This window comes from Microbacterium sp. LWH7-1.2 (assembly GCF_038397755.1).
GTDB lineage: Bacteria > Actinomycetota > Actinomycetes > Actinomycetales > Microbacteriaceae > Microbacterium.
This window is the reverse complement of record NZ_CP151637.1, coordinates 1,068,236-1,086,830: the sequence shown is the minus strand read 5'-3', so window position 1 is coordinate 1,086,830 and position 18,595 is coordinate 1,068,236. Positions and strand designations below refer to the sequence as shown.

Below are 18,595 nucleotides of genomic sequence, written 5' to 3'. Positions count from 1 at the left end.
AGCATCCGCTCTTCTCGTATGTCCGGCGCTCGTCGCCGAGCCGCGTCAGTACTCCCGGTCGATGAGGTCCGGCGGCACCTGAGCGGCGGCGGCCTGGTCGACGAAGAACGTCGTGCGCTTGCGGCCCTTCGCGCCGGCAGCGGGCACGCTCGCGTAGCTCGCGCCGGCGAGGGCGAGCCCGAGGGCGGCCGCCTTGTCGGCGCCCGCCAGCACGAGCCAGACGCGCTTCGAGCTGTTGATCACCGGGCGCGTCATGGTGATGCGCTCCGGCGGCGGCTTGGGGGAGTCGCGCACGGCCACCACCGAGCGGTCCGTGATCTGGATCTCGGAGCGGTCGGGGAAGAGCGATGCGATGTGCCCGTCCGGGCCGACGCCGAGGAAGCAGACGTCGAACGACGGCCACGCGCCCTCGGCACCCGGGAAGCGCGCGAGCTCATCGGCGTACGCGGCAGCCGCTGTGTCCAGGTCGGCCCCGTCGTCGCTCCCGAGGGTCGCGTGGATGTTCTCCGCGGGGACCTCGACGACATCGAGGAACGCGTCACGGGCCTGGCGGTCGTTCCGCTCGGCGTGGCCGAGCGGAACGAAGCGCTCGTCGCTCCACCAGAAGTGCACGCGCGACCAGTCGATACGCGCCGCACGTGGATTCCGCGCGGCCGCCGCGAGCACGGCCGCGCCCATCGAGCCGCCCGTGAGCGAGATGTGTGCGAGCTTGCCCTCATCGATGCGCTTGGTGACCCGACTCAGGAAGCGGGGCGCGACCGACTCGGCCAAGGCGGCGGGATCGGAACTGATGATGACGCGTTTCTCTGCCCAGCCCTCAGGCATCCGTCTGCGTCCCGTCCGTCACCCGCGCACCGCTCATCAGGTCTGCGTCCCCTTCGTCGCCGGGGGGTCGAGCAGCTCCCAACCCTCGGTGATCACTCGACCATACAGGACGTCCGGGTCGAGTCGACGAAGCTCCTCCGCGAGGCATTCGCGCAGCGTCCGGCGGGGGAACGCGAGGTCGTGCGTCGGCTGACCCGGCTGCGTGAGGATGGCCACGCCGGGCGACGGGCGCTCCAGGAGCACCTCGCCGCTCGCGCGCACCAGGACGACGGACTTGATGCCGTGCGGCCACTCTTCCGCGTCGAGGTAGGCCCAGTCGACCGGCACGTCGAGCGTGAGACGCAGCCACGCCGCCAGGAGCGCGGTGGAGGGCGAGTCGGACGCCCCGCGCACGCGCACGCCCAGGACGGGCTCGTACGGCGGCTGGTCGAGGATCGCGGCCAGCTGCTCGCGCCAGCGCGTCAGGCGCGTCCAGGCGAGGTCGGTGTCGCCCGGCGCGTACTGCTCGCCGAGGCCGGCGACCCACGCCGACGGGTCCGACTTGGTCGCGGCATCCGTGATCCGGCGCTGCGCGATGCGGCCGATCGACGTCCGCGAGATGTGATCGGGGGTCCGGTTGGGCCACCACACCACCACAGGGGCGTCGGGGAGGAGGAGACCCGTCACGAGGCTCTCGAGGTTCGAGCGGCCGGCGTCGCCGAACGCGCGCAGCGTGACGACCTCGCTCGCGCCGGCGTCGCCGCCGACCCGGATCTGCGCGTCGAGGCGGGACTCGCCGTCGCCGGAGTCGGGGATCATCAGCACGATGACGCGCATCGGATGCTCGCGTGACGCGTCGTTCGCGGCCTCGATCACCTCTTCGACGGCGCCCTCGCGGGTGAGGATCACGAGCGTCAGCACGCGGCCGAGCGCGACAGCCCCGCCCTCTTCGCGCACGTTGACGAGTGCGCGGGAGATCTTGCTGACAGTGGTGTCGGGAAGGTCGACGATCACGGGCGCCTCCAGGTGCGACCATCGCGGGAGAGCATCTCGTCCGCGGAATCCGGGCCCCACGACCCGGGCGAGTACTGTTCGAGCGGGCCGCCCTGGGCATCCCAGAACTTCTCGATCGGGTCGAGGATCCTCCACGACAGCTCGACCTCTTCGTGCCGCGGGAACAGCGGCGGGTCGCCGAGGAGCACATCGAGGATGAGCCGCTCATAGGCCTCGGGGCTCGCCTCGGTGAATGCGTGGCCGTAGCCGAAGTCCATCGTGACGTCGCGCACCTGGGCGCCGGCGCCCGGCACCTTGGAGCCGAAGCGGATCGTCACGCCTTCATCGGGCTGGACGCGGATCACGAGGGCGTTCTGGCCCTGACCCGAGGTCTGGCTGCGCGAGAACAGCAGTTCGGGGGCGCGCTTGAACACCACGGCGATCTCGGTGACGCGGCGGCCGAGGCGCTTGCCGGTGCGGAGGTAGAACGGCACGCCGGCCCAGCGGCGCGTGTTCACCTCGAGCGTGACGGCGGCGTACGTCTCGGTCGTGGACTGCGGGTTCATGCCGTCTTCCTCGAGGAAGCCGAGCACCTTCTCGCCGCCCTGCCAGCCGCCGGCGTACTGACCGCGAGCGGTCGAGCGCGCAAGGTCGGCCGGGAGGGTGACGGCGGCGAGCACCTTCTCCTTCTCGGCGCGGAGGTCCTTCGCGTCGAACGAGATGGGCTCCTCCATCGCGGTGAGCGCCATGAGCTGCAGCAGGTGGTTCTGGATGACGTCGCGCGCGGCGCCGACGCCGTCGTAGTAGCCGGCACGGCCGCCCACCCCGATGTCTTCCGCCATGGTGATCTGCACGTGGTCGACGTAGTTGCGGTTCCAGATCGGCTCGTACAGCTCGTTCGCGAAGCGCAGCGCCAGGATGTTCTGGACCGTCTCCTTGCCGAGGTAATGGTCGATGCGGAAGATCGAGTCCGTCGGGAACGCCGAGCGGAGCACATCGTTCAGGGCGCGCGCCGACTCCTGGTCGTGACCGAAGGGCTTCTCGATGACGACGCGGCGCCAGCGGTCGGGCTGGTCGGCGGTGTCGTCGACGAGGCCCGAGGACTTCAGCTGCTCCGCGACGAGGGGGAACGCCTTCGGCGGGATCGACAGGTAGTACGCGTGATTGCCCATCGTGCCGCGGTCGGTGTCGAGCTTGTCGACGGTGTCCTTCAGACGGCGGAAGGCGTCCGGGTCGTCGAACTCGCCCGAGACGAAGCGGATGCCCTGGAGCAGCTGCTGCCACGTCTCGTCGCGGAACTCGGTGCGGGCGTGCTGACGCACCGCGTCGTAGACGACCTTGGCGAAGTCCTGGTCCTCCCAGTCACGTCGCGCGAAGCCGACGAGCGCGAAGCCGGGAGGCAGCAGCCCCCGGTTGGCGAGGTCATAGACGGCGGGCATGAGCTTCTTGCGGGAGAGGTCTCCCGTGACGCCGAAGATGACGAGCGCGCTCGGGCCGGCGATGCGGTTGAGGCGACGGTCTTCGGGGTCGCGCAGCGGGTTGTGCCCGCGCGAGATCTCGACGGTCATGTGGGGCTCGAACTCCTACTGTGCCGCTTCGAAGAGCGAGAGCACTTCGATCTGGGGGTCGGTGAGGGTCAGGGTCACGACCGGACGGCCGTGGCCTTCGGCGAGCACGGCCGCGTCGCCCGCAGCCTGCGCCTGGATGAGCTGGCCGAACGTGAACGGCCGGCCAGGGATCTCGAGGTCGACGTCGGTCTGCTCCAGGATCTGCAGGAACACGCCGTTCGCGGGGCCGCCCTTGTGGTACTGCCCCGTCGAGTGGAGGAACCGGGGCCCCCAGCCGAACGTGGCGGGGCGACCCGAGTCCGCGGCGACGAGTTCGCGCAGGCCGGAGAGCTGGCCGAGCTCGAGGCGGTTGACGTAGGCCTGGATCGCGACGTAGCCGTCCTCGGGAAGGCGGGCCCACAGTGCGTCGAGCACTCCCGCGACCGTTCCGGATGTGGCGAGGGCGGGGTCCGAGACGCGCACCTCGACGCCCTCTACGGCGAACGCCGGCGCAGTGGCTTCGGGACGGGCATCGAGCAGGCTGCGCGCGGCGACCTTGGCGGACTCGACATCGGGCTGGTCGAACGGGTTGATGCCCAGCATCCGTCCCGCGATCGCCGTCGCGTACTCCCACACCACGAACTGCGCACCGAGCGAGCCGCTGACGAGGATCTCGCCCTCGTGGTGCTCGAACAGGTGGAACTTCTTGGCCTCGTCCACGAAGCGCACGATCTGCAGATCGGCGGGCTTCGTGTCGACCTCGGGGGAGACCGGCAGCAGGACGACGGGCAGGATGCCGGTGCCCTCCTTGCCCGTCGACTCGGCGACGAGCTGCTCGATCCAGTCCGGCAGCCCCACGATGTGGGTGCCGTCGGTGATGAGGCCGAGCTTGTCCTTGCGCGGTTCGCCTCCGGCGATGGCCGCAGCCAGCACGAGCGCAGGGTTGTCGGGGCTGTCGATCGAGACCTCGAGCAGCGACGCCTCGGCCTCGTCGAGGAGTTCCGAGATGTCGGCGCCTGCGAGGCCTGCCGGCACGAGCCCGAACGCGGTGAGCGCCGAGTAGCGGCCACCCACGGTCGGGTCGGCGTTGAACACGGTGTACCCGTCGGCGCGGGCCTCCTGGTCCAGCGGCGAGCCGGGATCGGTCACGACGATGATCCGCTCGGCGGGGTCGATGCCGAGGTCGCGGAACGCGGCCTCGAAGGCGCGCTTGGCCGAGTCCGTCTCGACGGTCGACCCCGACTTCGACGACACCACGAGCGCGGTGCGCGTGAGGTCGCCCGCCTGGGCGTCGCCGTCGATCGCGGCGAGCACCTGGCCCGGCGCGGTCGAGTCGAGGATCACCAGCGGCGCACCCGACGTCTGCGTGATCACCTCGGGCGCGAGCGACGAGCCGCCCATGCCCGCGAGCACGATCCGGGTCACGTTGCGGGCGTGCAGGCGCTCGCGCAGGGCGAGGATCTCGGGCACCAGCGGGCGCGAGACGCTGACGGCCTCTGTCCACCCGAGCCGACGGGATGCCTCGTCCTCCGCCTCCGAACCCCACAGCGACGAGTCGCCCCCGGTGATCCCCGACGCCACCAGGCTCGCGACGAGCCCGGGGAGCGTCGCCTCGACGACGGACTTGACGTGCCCCGACAGGTGGATGTCGAAGCTCATCGGGTGGCCTGGAGCGCGTCCTCGAGGGCCGTCTTCACGGTGCCCTGCAGGTCGTGCCAGGAGGCGATGAACTTCTCGACGCCTTCGTCCTCGAGCACCTGGGTCGCGTCGGCGAAGTCGACGCCGACCGCGGCGAGGCGGTCGAACACCTCGTGCGCGGCCGCGTAGGTGCCGGTGACCGTGTCGCCGGCGATCTGGCCGTGGTCGAACGTCGCCTCGAGCGTCTTCTCCGGCATGGTGTTGACGGTGCCGGGGGCGACGAGCTCGGTGACGTACAGCGTGTCGGGGAGGTTGGGGTCCTTCACGCCGGTCGAGGCCCACAGCGGACGCTGGGCGTTGGCTCCCGCATCCGTCAGCGCCTTCGCGCGATCGGTGGCGAACTCCTTCTCGAACAGCTCGTACGCGAGACGGGCGTTCGCGACGCCGGCGAGCGACTTCAGGCCCCCGGCCTCGTCCGTGCCGATGGCGGCGAGGCGCTTGTCGACCTCGGTGTCCACGCGCGAGACGAAGAACGACGCCACCGAGTGGATCTGCGAGATGTCATGGCCGTTCGCCTGCGCCTGCTCGATGCCCGAGAGGAACGCCTCGATGACCTCTGCGTAGCGCTCGAGGCTGAAGATCAGCGTGACGTTGACGGAGATGCCCTCGGCGAGCACCGCGGTGATGGCCGGCAAGCCCGCCTTCGTCGCGGGGATCTTGATGTGGACGTTCGGGCGGTCGACCTTCGCCCACAGCTCCTTGGCCTGCGCGATCGTCGCGTCGGTGTCGTGGGCGAGGTCGGGGGAGACCTCGATCGACACGCGGCCGTCCACGCCGTTCGTGGCGTCGTAGACGGGACGGAAGATGTCGGCCGCGTCGCGCACGTCGTCGGTCGTCGCCGCGAAGATCGCGTCGTCGACCGACGCGCCCGCCTTCGCGAGCTCGGAGATCTGGTCGGCGTACGCGTGTCCGCCGCCGCCGATCGCGCCCTGGAAGATCGTCGGGTTCGTCGTGACGCCTGAGACGTTGCGCGTCGAGATGAGCTCGGTCAGGTTGCCCGACGTGATGCGCTCGCGCGACAGGTCGTCGAGCCAGATGCTCACGCCTTCAGCGACCAGCTTCTCGGTGGGGGTGCTCATTCTGCCTTCTCCTCGTGCTTACTTCGCCGCTGCGAGTTCGAGTGCTGCCGTGGCCGCGAGGGACTCGCGGGCGGCCTCGACGACGGCGTCGGCGGTGATGCCGAACTTCTGGAACAGGGTCTTGTAGTCGGCCGACGCGCCGAAGTGGTCGATCGCGACGGAGCGGCCGGCGTCGCCGACGATGCCGCGCCAGGTGAGCGCCGAGCCGGCCTCGACCGACACGCGCGCCGTGACGGCCGCGGGCAGGACCTTCTCGCGGTACGCCTCGTCCTGCTCGTCGAACCACTCCAGCGACGGCGCCGACACCACGCGGGCGTTCACGCCCTCGGCGGCGAGGGTCTCACGGGCGGAGACCGCCAGCTGCACCTCGGAGCCGGTCGCGATGAGGATCACGTCGGGGGTGCCGTTCGGCGCCTCGGCGAGGATGTACGCACCCTTGGCGACGCCGTCGGTCGATGCGAACACGTCGCCTTCCGCCTCACCCTCACCGCGCGCGAACACCGGGATGTTCTGACGGGTCAGCGCGATGCCCGACGGCCCGTCCTGGCGGCGGACGATCTCGAGCCACGCGGCCGAGGTCTCGTTCGCGTCGGCCGGGCGCACCACCGTGAAGTTCGGGATCGCGCGCAGCGTCGCGAGCTGCTCGACCGGCTGGTGGGTGGGGCCGTCCTCACCGAGCGCGACCGAATCGTGCGTCCACACGAAGATCGACGGGATGTTCATCAGCGCGGCCAGACGCACCGACGGGCGCATGTAGTCGCTGAAGATGAGGAACGTGCCGCCGAACGGACGGGTCGGGCCGTGCAGCTTGATGCCGTTGACGATCGCGCCCATCGCGTGCTCGCGGATGCCGAAGTGCAGCACGCGGCCGTAGGGGTCGCCCGACCACTCGTGCGTGGACCACTCGGCCGGGATGAACGACTTGGCGTCCTTGATGGTGGTGAGGTTCGACTCGGCGAGGTCGGCCGAGCCGCCCCACAGCTCCGGCAGCACCGCGGCGAGCGCGTTGATGACGGTGCCCGACGCGGCGCGGGTCGAGACGTCCTTGCCGGCCTCGAACGACGGCAGAGCGGATGCGACGTCCTCGGGCAGTTCGCCGGCCTCGAGGCGGTCGAACAGTGCCTTGCGCTCCGGGTTGGCGGCGGCCCACGCGTCGAAGGACTCCTGCCAGACTGCGCGCTGCTCGGCGGCGCGATCGGCCAGCGCCCGGGTGCGCGCGATGACGTCGTCCGCGACCACGAAGGACTGCTCGGGGTCGAAGCCGAGGACCTTCTTCGTGGCGGCGAGCTCGTCGGCGCCGAGCGCGGAGCCGTGGATCTTGCCGGTGTTCTGCTTGCCGGGCGACGGCCAGCCGATGATCGTGCGGAGGATGATCAGCGACGGCTTGGTCGTCTCGCCCTTCGCGGCCTCGATGGCGCCGTACAGCTCGGCGACGTCTTCGACGTACTCGCCGGTCTTCTTCCAGTCCACGACCTGCACCTGCCAGCCGTAGGACTCGTAGCGCTTCGCGACGTCCTCGGTGAACGCGACGTTGGTGTCGTCCTCGATCGAGATCTGGTTCGAGTCGTAGATCGCGATCAGGTTGCCGAGCGCCTGGTGGCCCGCCAGCGACGAGGCCTCCGAGGTGACGCCCTCCTGCAGGTCGCCATCACCGGCGATCACATAGATGTGGTGGTCGAACGGAGACTCGCCGGCAGCGGCCTCCGGGTCGAAGAGGCCGCGCTCGTAGCGGGCCGCGTAGGCGAAGCCCACCGCCGAGGCGAGGCCCTGGCCCAGCGGACCGGTCGTGATCTCGACGCCCTTGGTGTGGCCGTACTCGGGGTGACCCGGGGTGAGCGAGCCCCAGGTGCGCAGCGCCTTGAGGTCCTCGAGCTCGAGCCCGAATCCGCCCAGGTACAGCTGCACATACTGGGTGAGCGACGAGTGGCCCGCCGACAGGATGAACCGGTCGCGACCGACCCAGTGGGTGTCCGTCGGATCGTGGCGCAGCACCCGCTGATACAGCAGGTACGCGGCCGGCGCCAGGCTCATCGCCGTGCCGGGGTGGCCGTTGCCCACCTTCTCCACCGCATCCGCTGCCAGGACGCGCGCGGTGTCCACCGCTCGCCGATCGATCTCATCCCAACGCAGTTCCGACACCGGGTCGCCTTTCTGTGGAGTGCGCCCAAAGAATGTGGCCGGCTCGCGGCCCTTGTCCGGATGGAGAAGGGGGAATCGGCGACGGGCGCGCGTGTTTCTCAGCATAGCGAAGGGGCATACCGCCCAGGCCATGCAAGCCGTCTATGTGACGGAGTCTTTCGAACGTCGGGTCGTCATCGGTGACATCCCGGTGTCGGTGGAGTCACGTTCTGCTCACGCGCGCGGACCGGCCGATGTGATCCGCCCCCGCATCGTCGCGGTCGCCTGCGAGCCGGCCGCGACACGCCGATGCCCTAGACTTGGGGGGATTCTGCAGGCGGCGATTGCGGGGGCCATGGACAGCACGAAGACGGCCGGGACCGTAGCATCCGTCGACGGCTCCAGCCGGCCTCCGCAGACGTTCGGCCGCACCGTCCGCGCGTACATCGCGCTGATGAAGCCGCGCGTGCTCGAGCTGCTGCTGGTGACGACCGTGCCGGTCATGATCCTCGCGCAGGGCGGCTTCCCCGACGTGTGGCTGGTCCTTGCGACCGTCATCGGCGGCACCGCGAGCGCCGGATCGGCCGCCGCGTTCAACATGTACCTCGACCGCGACATCGACGCGCACATGCAGCGCACGGTGAACCGCCCTCTCGTCACCGGCGAGGTCTCGCCGCGCGGCGCGCTGATCTTCGCGTGGACGCTGGCGGTGTTCTCGACCGTGTGGCTGTGGCTCACCACGAACTGGCTCGCCGCGACGCTGTCGGCCGCCGCCATCTTCTTCTACGTCGTGATCTACACGATGATCCTCAAGCGCCGCACCGAGCAGAACATCGTGTGGGGCGGCATCGCGGGCTGCTTCCCGGTGCTGATCGGCTGGACCGCAGTGACCGGCTCGCTCGCGTGGCCGCCGGTCATCCTCTTCGCCCTCGTCTTCCTGTGGACGCCGCCGCACTACTGGCCGCTGTCGATGAAGTACAAGGACCAGTACGAAGAGGTCGACGTTCCCATGCTCGGCGCGACGCGCGCCGGCTCGCAGGTGGGCCTCCAGGTGATCCTGTACGCGTGGGCCACCGTGGTGTGCTCGCTGCTGCTGATCCCCGTCGCCGGCATGGGCCTCGTCTACACCGTCTCGTCCCTCGTCTTCGGCGGCTGGTTCATCTACGAGTCCCACGTGCTCTACAACCGCGCGGTGCGCGGCACCGAGCCGCGGCCGATGCGCGTGTTCCACGCCTCGATCACTTACCTCACGCTGCTGTTCGTCGCGATCGCGGTCGACCCGCTGCTGCCGTTCTGACCTCTGGGCGGTTGTCGATTCCGGCACCCTCTCGTTCGTCGTTCAAATGAAGGGCACAATGCCGTTCGACGAAGGAGGAGAGCAGACATGGCGCAGTACCTGATCCTGATCTACGGCGACGAGGCGCGCTGGGAGGCGGCCTCCGACGCGGAGCTCCGGCAGATCGACGACGGCCACCGGGCGTTCCGCGCGCGGGCCGGGTCGGCGGTCCTCGCCTCCGGCGAACTCAAGCCCACCCGCACGGCCACGACCCTGCGGCCCGGTGCTGAGCGACCGCTCGTCACGGACGGGCCGTTCGTCGAGACGAAGGAGGTGCTCGGCGGCTTCTATGTGATCGACGTCGCCGACCTCGACGCGGCCCTGGAGCTCGCGGGTCTTCTCGGCGAGGTCCGGCAGGACCACAGCGGCGTGCAGGTGCAGCCGCTCGTCGATCACGGCTCGCCGGGGCGACCGTCGCCCTGACGCGGATGCTGCGCGCGCGGCAGGTCCGTCGGCCGCTTCGCGATCACGAAGCGCGCCCGATGGCACATGAGAGGGGCCGCCCGGCGAACCGGGCGGCCCCTCCGTTCTTGCTGGGTGGATCAGCGAGCGGCGACGGATGCCTCGGCCTCGGCGTCGACCGGCTCCGCGGCCTCGGCGGGGGTGGCGTCGGTCGCCTTCGGGGCCTGCGGCTCCTCGGCGACGGTCTCGGACTCCGAGGTCCAGTCGATGGGCTCGACGACCTCCACCGCGGGGTGCGGGCGGAGCGTCGAGAGGGCGGCGACGCCGAGCGCGAGCAGGACGCCGATCACGCCGGCGCCGATGAGGATCGAGCCGAGCTGGGCGATCGACTGGCCGACGTACACGTCGACGCCGGTCGCGCTGCCGTCGGTCAGGGTCGTCGTCATCGAGCCGAGCTTGTCGGTGGTGATGTACCACCCGCCGGCGATGGTGGCCAGCGAGACCACGACGAGGCCCCAGAACGGGATGCTGCGGATGAGACGGGGACGGGTGGACATGTGTCGATCACTCCTCGGGATGCGCAACCCGGGTGGTCGCGGCATCCCACCCTCGCAAAGGAGTCCGTGCGACGCCAATCCGGTTGCTATGGATCAGCTGTGGGCGAGGTCTGCCGCGACCGGTGCCGTGAGGTTCATGACCACCGCGGTCATGGCGGCCACGAGCGCTACGGCGAGCACCATGTGGATGTTGACCAGGACGATCGGAAGGCCGGTCCGCGCCTGCCACAGGCCGACGGCGATCTGCGCGAACTCGACCGCCAGGAGCAGCAGCGTCCACAGGCGGAGGCGCAGCGCCGCAGGAGTGCGCCACGAGCCCGCGACGAGCACGACGGTGAGAGCGAAGGTGAGGTAGCCCGGCCACGCGTGGATGTGCTGCATGAGCTCGGGATTGAGCCCGTTGCGCGCCGCGCCGCCGTCGCCGGCGTGCGGGCCGGAGCCGGTCACGAGGATGCCGACGACCACGGTGAGCAGCACGAAGGCGCTCGTGATGTGGGTCACGACGGCGTACCAGCGCGGCACCGCGAGAGCACGCGGCCCGGGCACCGCGTACACACGCACGACGAGCCCTGCCGCCAACGCGACGAGCAGCACCGATGCGAAGTAGTGGAGGCCCACGACGTAGGGATTGAGCCCGGTGAGCACCGTGATGCCGCCGATGACCGCCTGCAGCGGCACGTAGAGGCCGATGAGGAGCGACAGCCAGAACAGGTCGCGACGCTCGCGGCGCATCCGCACCACGAAGAGGAACGTGATGATCGCGACGGCGACCAGCACGAACGTCAGGAGGCGGTTGCCGAACTCGATGAACCCGTGCACACCGGACACCTCGGGAACGGGCACGAAGGAGTCCTCGCTGCAGCGCGGCCATGTGTCGCAGCCGAGCCCCGAGCCGGTAAGGCGAACCAGCCCGCCGGTGCCGACGATGCCGATCTGCACGACCAGTGTCGCCCAGGCGGCGGCGATCACCCGGCGGTCCACCTCGTCGGGAAGCCAGCGCCAGAAACGCCTCCAGATTCCCGGTGCCGTGGTGGTGGTCTGCTGCGCGGACATGCTGATCGTCGCTTCCTGGGAGATGTTCGGCGGCGCCGCACGCGGCCGCGACGTGACGTCACGGCGCGGCCGGGAGGGGCCGGAGCCTGTAGAATCGAGGGGTCGGACGCGCATGTGCTTCACAGCGCCGCGCACCACTGACATTCTAGGCGCGATGGTCGGCGCCGCTTGAGAGGGCCCGAGAAGCGGCATCCCTTTCCGGTATCTCCACCGGGGAGCACGGATGCCGGGACGGATGACACCGCCAGGACCCGGAGGAGAACGAGACGATGTCTGATGTGCTGATCGATCGCCCTGAGCTGGAAGGCCTGGGCGTCTACGAGTTCGGCTGGCACGATGCCGACGCCGCGGGAGCGAGCGCCAGGCGCGGCCTGAGCGACCTCGTGGTGCGCGACATCTCGGCTCTGAAAGCCGAGCCGGAGTGGATGCTCAAGACCCGCCTCAAGGGTCTGCAGCTCTTCGAGCGCAAGCCGATGCCGACGTGGGGCGCGGACCTCAGCGAGATCGACTTCGACAACATCAAGTACTTCGTGCGGTCGACGGAGAAGCAGGCCGGCTCCTGGGAGGAGCTGCCCGAGGACATCCGCAACACCTACGAAAAGCTCGGCATCCCCGAGGCGGAGCGCCAGCGCCTCGTCGCGGGCGTGGCCGCCCAGTACGAATCCGAGGTCGTGTACCACCAGATCCGCGAGGACCTGGAGCAGCAGGGCGTCATCTTCATGGACACCGACACGGCCCTGCGCGAGCACCCGGAGTTCTTCGAGGAGTACTTCGGCACCGTGATCCCCGCCGGTGACAACAAGTTCGCCGCGCTGAACACGGCCGTCTGGTCCGGCGGGTCGTTCGTCTACGTGCCGCCCGGCGTGCACGTCGAGATCCCGCTGCAGGCGTATTTCCGGATCAACACCGAGAACATGGGCCAGTTCGAGCGGACGCTGATCATCGCCGACGAAGGCTCGTACGTCCACTACATCGAGGGCTGCACGGCGCCGATCTACAAGTCGGACTCGCTGCACTCGGCCGTCGTCGAGATCATCGTGAAGAAGAACGCGCGCGTGCGCTACACAACGATCCAGAACTGGTCGAACAACGTCTACAACCTCGTCACCAAGCGTGCCGTCGCCCACGAGGGCGCGACGATGGAGTGGATCGACGGCAACATCGGCTCGAAGGTCACGATGAAGTACCCGTCGATCTTCCTGATGGGCGAGCACGCCAAGGGCGAGACGCTCTCGGTGGCCTTCGCCGGTCCCGGCCAGCACCAGGACGCCGGCGCCAAGATGATCCACATGGCGCCGTACACGCAGTCGTCGATCGTCTCGAAGTCGATCGCCCGCGGCGGTGGGCGCGCAGGCTACCGCGGCGAGGTCCGGGTCGACGCGAACGCGCACCACTCGGCCAACACCGTGCGCTGCGACGCGCTGCTGGTCGACACGATCTCGCGCTCGGACACCTACCCCGCGATCGACATCCGCGTCGACGACGTGCAGCTCGGCCACGAGGCCACGGTCTCGAAGGTCAGCGAGGAGCAGCTCTTCTACCTGATGAGCCGCGGCATGCCCGAAGACGAGGCCATGGCCATGATCGTGCGCGGCTTCATCGAGCCGATCGCCCGCGAGCTGCCCATGGAGTACGCGCTCGAACTCAACAAGCTCATCGAGATGGGCATGGAAGGATCCGTCGGCTAGATGAGCCCCACCACCGAGGCCCCCACCGTTCCCGGCGCGAAGGGCCACACCGATGGCGCCGGTGCCTTCGTACCCGTGCAGACCCGCTCCGAGCGACCCTGGTCGTACGACCCGACCGCCTTCGCTGCGCCGACGGGCCGCGAGGTCAACTGGAAGCACACGCCGATCGCCCCGCTGCAGCCGCTGTTCGCCGACGAGGCCGGACCCCACGGGGTCATCGAGGTCGACGTCGACGCCCCTGAGGGACTCGTGCAGGAGCGCCTCGTCGTCGGCGCCGCGCCGCGGGGCGAGGTCTTCCGCCCCGAGGACCTGCCCAGCGCGATCGCGTGGAAGCAGGAGAGCGAGGCGCCCCTGCTGCGCATCCCGGCCGGCGCCGAATACTCTGAGCCGATCGTCGTCTCGCTGAAGGGCACCGGCGGTCGTGCCCACGCGCACGTCGTGATCGAGGCCCTGGCGAACTCGCACGCGACCGTCGTCTTCCACCACACCGGCACCGCGCACCATGCGCAGAACGTCGAGATCATCGTCCGCGATGGTGCGCACCTCGAGCTCGTCACGGTGCAGCGCTGGGACGACGACGCCGTGCATGTGGCGTCCCACCAGGCGCGCGTCGAGCGCGACGCGACCCTCCGCCACGTCGTCGTCAGCTTCGGCGGCGGCATCGTGCGCGTGAACCCGAGCATCGAGCTGGCGGGCACCGGATCGCGCGCCGAGCTCTACGGCCTCAGCTACTCCGATTCCGGGCAGCACCTCGAGAGCCAGGTCTACCTGCACCACAAGGGCGCCGAGACGTCGGGCGACGTGCTCTACAAGAGCGCCCTGCAGGGCGCCGCGGCGCGCACGGTCTGGATCGGCGACGTCCTCATCGGACCGGATGCCGTGGGCACCGACTCCTACGAGGCGAACCGCAACCTCGTCCTCACCGAGGGCGCCCGCGCCGAGTCGATCCCCAACCTCGAGATCGAGACGGGCGACATCCGCGGTGCCGGGCACGCGAGCGCCACGGGGCGCTTCGACGACGAGCAGCTGTTCTACCTGCAGGCCCGCGGGATCACCGAGGATGAGGCGCGACGCCTCGTCGTGCTCGGGTTCCTCGCTGAGATCGTGCAGAAGATCGGTGTCGAAGACCTCGAGGCGGAGCTGTTCGCCGCGATCGAGGAAGAACTCGCCAAGGAGGCCGGCCTGTGACCGCTCAGCGCGTGTGCGCCCTCAGCGACCTCGTCCAGGACGAGGCGACCCGTGTCGAGGTGGACGGCGTGGCCATCGCCGTCGTGCTCGACTCGAACGGCGAAGTGCACGCGATCGGCGACGTCTGCACCCACGGCGACATCTCGTTGTCCGAGGGTTTCGTCGACGGCGAGTCGCTGGAGTGCTGGGCCCACGGCTCGGCGTTCTCGCTGCGCACCGGCAAGCCCCTCAACCTCCCCGCGTACGAGCCGGTCCCGGTCTTCGCGGTCACCGTCGACGGCGATGACGTGCTCATCGACGCGACCGTCAAGCTCGAAGTGAACTGAAGAAGGTACTGAAGAATGTCTGTTCTCGAGATCCGCGACCTCCACGTGACGGTCGAGACGGATGCCGGCACCACGTCGATCCTCAACGGTGTGACGCTCACGATCCGCACGGGTGAGACCCACGCGATCATGGGTCCCAACGGCTCCGGCAAGTCGACGCTCGCGTACACGATCGCCGGACACCCCAAGTACAACGTCACGAGCGGCTCGATCTCGCTCGACGGCGAGGACGTCCTCGCGATGTCGGTCGATGAGCGCGCCCGCGCCGGTCTGTTCCTCGCGATGCAGTACCCGGTGGAGATCCCCGGTGTCACGGTCACGAACTTCCTGCGCACCGCGAAGACCGCGATCGACGGCGAGGCGCCCTCGATCCGCACGTGGACCAAGGACGTCAAGGCGTCGATGAAGAACCTCCGCATGGACCCGAAGTTCGCGTCGCGCAACGTCAACGAGGGCTTCTCGGGCGGTGAGAAGAAGCGTCACGAGATCCTCCAGCTCGAGTTGCTCAAGCCGCAGATCGCCGTGCTCGACGAGACCGACTCCGGCCTCGACGTCGACGCGCTGAAGATCGTGTCGGAGGGCGTCAACCGCGCCAAGGCGGAGACGGACCTCGGCGTGCTGCTCATCACGCACTACACCCGCATCCTGCGCTACATCGCTCCCGATTTCGTGCACGTCATGGTGGGCGGGCGCATCGTCGAGGAAGGCGGCCCTGAGCTCGCCGACCGCCTCGAGGACGAGGGCTACGACCGCTTCCTGCCCGCGGGCGAAGCGGAGTCGGCCGAGGCCCCCGTCGGCAGCGAAGCGTAGGATCGACGTATGACGGCGACGCTCACCCCCGAGAAGTACGACGAGGTGACCGAGGCTCTCAAGGACGTCATGGACCCCGAACTGGGGATCAACGTCGTCGACCTCGGCCTCATCTACGATCTCGCGTGGGACGACGAGAACGACGCGCTGGTCATCCACATGACCCTCACGTCCGCCGGGTGCCCGCTCACCGACGTGCTCGAGGAGCAGACGGCTCAGGCGCTCGATGACATCGTCGAGCGGTTCCGCATCAATTGGGTGTGGATGCCGCCGTGGGGGCCGGAGCGCATCACGGACGACGGGCGCGACATGATGCGCGCGCTCGGCTTCGCGATCTGACGCTTCATACGAGGACGCACAACGGCGGCCGTCCCGCCGCGCTCGTTAGGCTTTTCGGGTGAACGTCACCGTCACCCCGCTGCAGGCCCTGCCCATCGACGAGCTGCGTCAGCGTACGAGCACGAAGTGGCGCAAGTACGGAGAGGACGTACTCCCGTTCTTCGTCGCCGAGACGGACTACGCCCTTGCGCCGGCGATCACCGAGGTGCTGACGCGCGCGGTCCAGCTCGGTGACACCGGCTACACCCCGCCGGAGCCTGGTGTGCGTGAAGCCTTCGTGGGCTTCGCCGAGCGGCGCTGGGGCTGGAACGTGGACCCGTCGCACGTGTTCTGGACCGGCGACGTGATGATGGGCGTCGTCGAGATCCTGCGCCGTGTGATCGAGCCCGGTGACCGTGTCGTGGTCATGCCCCCGGTGTACCCGCCGTTCTACGACACCGTGGAGGAGGCGGGAGGCGTCGTCGAGCGGGTGCCGCTCGTCACGAGCGACGCCGGCTGGGAGATCGATCTGCCCGGTGTCGAGGCGGCTCTCGCGGGCGGCGCGCGCGCTGTACTGCTGTGCAACCCGCACAACCCCACCGGCACGGTGCACGCGCCGGAGACGCTGGCGGCGCTCGCCGACATCGCGGAGGGCTTCGGCGCGACCGTGATCAGCGATGAGATCCACGGTCCCCTGACCTACGCGCAGAAGCCGTTCACGCCCTTCCTCGCCGCGTCCGGCTCCGCTCGGCGGGTCGGCTACGCCGTCACCAGCGCGAGCAAGACCTTCAACCTGGCCGGTCTCAAGTGCGCCGTCATGGTCGGCGGCGGCGACGCGCAGGCCCGGCAGCTGCGCGCCCTGCCGTGGGAGGTCGAGTGGCGCACGGGGCTGTTCGGCGCGCTCTCGAACGTCGCCGCGTACTCTCGCGACAGCGACGAGTGGCTCGAGAGCCTGCTGGCCGCCCTCGACGCCAACCGACTTCTCTTGGCCGACCTGCTCGCGGAGCACTTGCCGCAGGCGCGGTACCTGCCACCTGATGCCGGCTTCCTCGCGTGGGTCGATCTCTCGGCGTACGGGTGGGGTGAGAATCCAGCCGTGAAGGTGCTCCGCGAGGCGAAGGTCGCCCTGCACCACGGGCCGCTCTTCGGCACCGAGGGGAAGGGGCACGTGCGCATCAACTTCGGCTGCGATCCCGAGCTCCTCCGCGAGGCCGTGCAGCGGATCGGCGCACTTGCGCGCAGCTGACTGCAGGGGCATCCGTTCGCCCCCGTCCGTCTGCGGGAGGGGTTAGCCTGGCCGGATGACCTTCCCGGCCGCCGTCGATGCAGAAGCCTCCGGCGTCTGGGGAGGGCGCTTCCTGTGGGTGACTGTCGGCGCCGTCGCGCTCATCTTCCTGGCGGCGATCCAGTCGCTCGCCGTGACGACGGTCATGCCGGTCGTGAGCGCCGACCTCGCCGGTGAACGCCTCTACGCCGTGGCGTTCGCCGGAACTCTCGCGACGAGTGTCATCGGCATGGTGGCCGTCGGCGCCTGGTGCGACCGCGGCGGCGTGCTCGCCCCGCTCATCACCGCGGTCGCGCTCTTCGTCGTGGGCCTCCTCATCGCGGGCCTCGCCCTCACGATGCCGGTGCTCGTCGCCGGCCGCCTGGTGCAGGGGCTCGGCACCGGCGGGCAGACGGTGGCGCTCTACGTCGTGGTCGCGCGCGTGTACCCCGGCGCGATGCACGGACGCGTCTTCGCCGCGTTCTCGGCCGCGTGGGTCGTGCCGTCGCTGATCGGGCCCTTCCTCGCCGGGGCGGTGACGGAGTTCCTGCACTGGCGCTGGGTGTTCCTCGGTGTCGCGGCGCTCACCGTCGTCGCCTTCGTCCTCGTCGTGGCACGACTGCACGGCCTTCCGCTGCACACCGACGAACCCTCGACGGCTCGCATCGGCCCACGCCTCGCGTGCGCGGTCGCGGTGGCGGTCGGCGCGCTCGGGCTCAGCCTGGCGGGCGAGCTCGGGGCGTGGGCGTGGGCGGCGGTGGCGGCATCCGTCGTCGTCATCGGGCTCGCGTCACGGCCGCTGCTGCCGCGCGGCACCCTGGTGGCGGCGAGAGGCCTGCCGAGTGTCGTGCTGATGCGCGGTCTCATCGCCGGAGCGCTGTTCGGTGCGGAGATCTACGTGCCGTACCTGCTGATCGACGGCTACGGCTTCTCGCCGACGTGGGCGGGACTGGGGCTCACCGCGGCCGCGCTGGCGTGGGCGATCGCCGCCGACGTGCAGGGCCGCTTCGGGGACCGGATGGGGAACACCCGCATCACGCTTGTCGGAACCGCGCTGCTCGTTGCCGCGCTGCTGATCGCTGCTGCGACGGCGCTCCTCGCACTGCCTGCCCCGGTCCTCATCGCCGGGTGGAGTCTCGCCGGAGGCGGCATGGGTCTGATGTACCCGCGGCTGACCGTGCTCACCCTGGCGTACTCGACGCCGCAGAATCAGGGGTTCAACTCGTCGGCGCTGTCGATCTCCGACGCGGTCGGGTCGGCGTCCTCGATCGCGGTGATGGGTCTCGTCTTCACGGCCTTGGCGGGGACGGATGCCGGCTTCCCCGCGGTCTTCGCGATCGCCGTGGTGCTGGCGCTCGGCACGCTCCTGCCGGGCCTCAGGCTCGGCCACGCGCACGAGGCGCCGCGCGCCTGA

17 protein-coding genes are annotated in these 18,595 nt (G+C 69.9%); 9 read left to right on the top strand and 8 right to left on the bottom strand.

The annotated features are described in order from the left end of the window. Window positions 1-45: 45 nt before the first annotated feature. From pgl to tkt, 6 genes are read right to left on the bottom strand one after another with little or no spacing between them, the layout of a single operon-like run. Window positions 46-825: a 6-phosphogluconolactonase gene (gene pgl / locus MRBLWH7_RS05210; protein ID WP_341999822.1), complete on the bottom strand. Its 780-nt coding sequence runs from the start codon at window positions 823-825 to the stop codon at window positions 46-48. A gap of 36 nt (window positions 826-861) precedes the next feature. Continuing rightward, window positions 862-1,818, bottom strand: coding sequence for a glucose-6-phosphate dehydrogenase assembly protein OpcA (locus MRBLWH7_RS05205; protein ID WP_341999820.1), 957 nt, complete (start codon window positions 1,816-1,818; stop codon window positions 862-864). Continuing rightward, on the bottom strand, window positions 1,815-3,365 hold the full coding sequence (zwf, locus tag MRBLWH7_RS05200) for a glucose-6-phosphate dehydrogenase (RefSeq protein WP_341999818.1): 1,551 nt from the start codon (window positions 3,363-3,365) through the stop codon (window positions 1,815-1,817). The genes MRBLWH7_RS05205 and zwf overlap by 4 nt, the downstream gene beginning before the upstream one ends. Before the next feature lie 15 nt (window positions 3,366-3,380). After that, window positions 3,381-5,003, bottom strand: a complete 1,623-nt coding sequence (locus MRBLWH7_RS05195) for a glucose-6-phosphate isomerase (protein ID WP_341999816.1) — start codon at window positions 5,001-5,003, stop codon at window positions 3,381-3,383. After that, window positions 5,000-6,121 (bottom strand): transaldolase, encoded by a 1,122-nt coding sequence (gene tal / locus MRBLWH7_RS05190; protein ID WP_341999814.1) that lies wholly within the window; start codon window positions 6,119-6,121, stop codon window positions 5,000-5,002. The genes MRBLWH7_RS05195 and tal overlap by 4 nt, the downstream gene beginning before the upstream one ends. Before the next feature lie 18 nt (window positions 6,122-6,139). Further along, on the bottom strand, window positions 6,140-8,260 hold the full coding sequence (gene tkt / locus MRBLWH7_RS05185; RefSeq protein ID WP_341999812.1) for a transketolase: 2,121 nt from the start codon (window positions 8,258-8,260) through the stop codon (window positions 6,140-6,142). 334 nt (window positions 8,261-8,594) lie between these two features. Here tkt and MRBLWH7_RS05180 point away from each other — a divergent pair, with 334 nt between their 5' ends. Beyond that, on the top strand, window positions 8,595-9,536 hold the full coding sequence (locus tag MRBLWH7_RS05180) for a heme o synthase (protein WP_341999809.1): 942 nt from the start codon (window positions 8,595-8,597) through the stop codon (window positions 9,534-9,536). 87 nt (window positions 9,537-9,623) lie between these two features. Next, the gene (locus tag MRBLWH7_RS05175; RefSeq protein WP_341999807.1) at window positions 9,624-9,998 is read left to right on the top strand and encodes a YciI family protein; all 375 of its coding nucleotides are present in this window, start codon (window positions 9,624-9,626) and stop codon (window positions 9,996-9,998) included. A gap of 119 nt (window positions 9,999-10,117) precedes the next feature. Here the strand turns inward: MRBLWH7_RS05175 and MRBLWH7_RS05170 are convergent, their stop codons facing one another. Next, a complete protein-coding gene (locus MRBLWH7_RS05170) occupies window positions 10,118-10,534 on the bottom strand; it encodes a dinucleotide-utilizing enzyme (protein WP_341999805.1) in 417 nt (138 codons plus the stop codon). Window positions 10,535-10,627: 93 nt separating this feature from the next. Then, the gene (locus tag MRBLWH7_RS05165; RefSeq protein ID WP_341999803.1) at window positions 10,628-11,587 is read right to left on the bottom strand and encodes a COX15/CtaA family protein; all 960 of its coding nucleotides are present in this window, start codon (window positions 11,585-11,587) and stop codon (window positions 10,628-10,630) included. Between the two features lie 269 nt (window positions 11,588-11,856). Here MRBLWH7_RS05165 and sufB point away from each other — a divergent pair, with 269 nt between their 5' ends. Genes sufB through MRBLWH7_RS05130 form a run of 7 tightly spaced genes read left to right on the top strand, consistent with a single transcriptional unit; the run spans window position 11,857 to window position 18,595 of the window. Beyond that, a complete protein-coding gene (gene sufB / locus MRBLWH7_RS05160; protein ID WP_116193622.1) occupies window positions 11,857-13,275 on the top strand; it encodes a Fe-S cluster assembly protein SufB in 1,419 nt (472 codons plus the stop codon). After that, a complete protein-coding gene (gene sufD, locus MRBLWH7_RS05155) occupies window positions 13,276-14,463 on the top strand; it encodes a Fe-S cluster assembly protein SufD (protein WP_341999800.1) in 1,188 nt (395 codons plus the stop codon). Beyond that, window positions 14,460-14,789 carry a non-heme iron oxygenase ferredoxin subunit gene (locus tag MRBLWH7_RS05150; protein ID WP_045298814.1) on the top strand — a complete coding sequence of 110 codons (330 nt, stop codon included), beginning with the start codon at window positions 14,460-14,462 and terminating at the stop codon, window positions 14,787-14,789. Before sufD ends, MRBLWH7_RS05150 begins: the two co-directional genes overlap by 4 nt. 15 nt (window positions 14,790-14,804) lie before the next feature. Next, the gene (sufC, locus tag MRBLWH7_RS05145; RefSeq protein WP_341999797.1) at window positions 14,805-15,599 is read left to right on the top strand and encodes a Fe-S cluster assembly ATPase SufC; all 795 of its coding nucleotides are present in this window, start codon (window positions 14,805-14,807) and stop codon (window positions 15,597-15,599) included. Window positions 15,600-15,608: 9 nt separating this feature from the next. Next, window positions 15,609-15,938, top strand: coding sequence for a metal-sulfur cluster assembly factor (locus tag MRBLWH7_RS05140; protein ID WP_045298811.1), 330 nt, complete (start codon window positions 15,609-15,611; stop codon window positions 15,936-15,938). Window positions 15,939-15,996: 58 nt separating this feature from the next. Next, window positions 15,997-17,163: an aminotransferase class I/II-fold pyridoxal phosphate-dependent enzyme gene (locus MRBLWH7_RS05135; protein WP_341999793.1), complete on the top strand. Its 1,167-nt coding sequence runs from the start codon at window positions 15,997-15,999 to the stop codon at window positions 17,161-17,163. Window positions 17,164-17,218: 55 nt separating this feature from the next. Then, window positions 17,219-18,595: an MFS transporter gene (locus MRBLWH7_RS05130; RefSeq protein WP_341999791.1), complete on the top strand. Its 1,377-nt coding sequence runs from the start codon at window positions 17,219-17,221 to the stop codon at window positions 18,593-18,595.

Coding starts and splice junctions, on each gene's coding strand:
- pgl (WP_341999822.1), bottom strand. CDS start 825: ATGCCTGAGGGCTGGGCAGAGAAACGCGTCATCATCAGTTCCGATCCC.
- zwf (WP_341999818.1), bottom strand. CDS start 3,365: ATGACCGTCGAGATCTCGCGCGGGCACAACCCGCTGCGCGACCCCGAA.
- MRBLWH7_RS05195 (WP_341999816.1), bottom strand. CDS start 5,003: ATGAGCTTCGACATCCACCTGTCGGGGCACGTCAAGTCCGTCGTCGAG.
- tal (WP_341999814.1), bottom strand. CDS start 6,121: ATGAGCACCCCCACCGAGAAGCTGGTCGCTGAAGGCGTGAGCATCTGG.
- MRBLWH7_RS05180 (WP_341999809.1), top strand. CDS start 8,595: ATGGACAGCACGAAGACGGCCGGGACCGTAGCATCCGTCGACGGCTCC.
- MRBLWH7_RS05175 (WP_341999807.1), top strand. CDS start 9,624: ATGGCGCAGTACCTGATCCTGATCTACGGCGACGAGGCGCGCTGGGAG.
- MRBLWH7_RS05170 (WP_341999805.1), bottom strand. CDS start 10,534: ATGTCCACCCGTCCCCGTCTCATCCGCAGCATCCCGTTCTGGGGCCTC.
- MRBLWH7_RS05165 (WP_341999803.1), bottom strand. CDS start 11,587: ATGTCCGCGCAGCAGACCACCACCACGGCACCGGGAATCTGGAGGCGT.
- sufB (WP_116193622.1), top strand. CDS start 11,857: ATGTCTGATGTGCTGATCGATCGCCCTGAGCTGGAAGGCCTGGGCGTC.
- sufD (WP_341999800.1), top strand. CDS start 13,276: ATGAGCCCCACCACCGAGGCCCCCACCGTTCCCGGCGCGAAGGGCCAC.
- sufC (WP_341999797.1), top strand. CDS start 14,805: ATGTCTGTTCTCGAGATCCGCGACCTCCACGTGACGGTCGAGACGGAT.
- MRBLWH7_RS05140 (WP_045298811.1), top strand. CDS start 15,609: ATGACGGCGACGCTCACCCCCGAGAAGTACGACGAGGTGACCGAGGCT.
- MRBLWH7_RS05130 (WP_341999791.1), top strand. CDS start 17,219: ATGACCTTCCCGGCCGCCGTCGATGCAGAAGCCTCCGGCGTCTGGGGA.